This is a genomic window from Oleiphilus sp. HI0043, assembly GCF_001634935.1.
Map to the genome: position 1 here is coordinate 1 of NZ_LWEY01000856.1, position 519 is coordinate 519.

At 46.8% G+C, this 519-nt stretch carries 1 protein-coding gene; it reads right to left on the reverse strand.

Annotated elements, in window-relative coordinates; genetic code table 11:
- On the reverse strand, window positions 1–519 hold a 519-nt coding region (locus tag A3729_RS09660; protein WP_197475742.1), incomplete at both ends, for an acyl-CoA dehydrogenase family protein.

Consider the following 519-nt stretch of genomic DNA (forward strand, 5'->3'; position numbering starts at 1 on the left):
CATCAACATACGGCGAATATCAGGATGCACGATTAGTGGGTCAGCAGCCTTTTCAGGTTGAGCCGGGCCTGTTGCCGCTCTACCCTGAATTCGATCCAATGCATACTCAACAGCATTCTGGTATGAACGCTCAGCAGCACCTAAGCCCTGAATACCAACACTCAAACGCTCGTAGTTCATCATTGTGAACATTGCGTTTAGACCTTGGTTAATCTCACCAACCAACCAGCCTTGAGCGCCGTCAAAGTTCATGACACAGGTTGCAGAAGCTTTGATACCCATTTTATGCTCGATAGAGCCAACCGTTACATTATTGTTCTCGCCAACAACGTTGTTCTCATCAACCTTGTTTCTTGGAACCAAGAACAGAGAAATACCTTTAGGGCCGGCAGGCGCATCAGGAAGCTTAGCGAGGACCAAATGAATAACGTTTTCAGAAAGATCTTGGTCACCACCTGTAATGAAGATCTTAGTACCTGTGATCGCGTAGCTACCGTCACCGTTGTCTTCAGCTTTAGT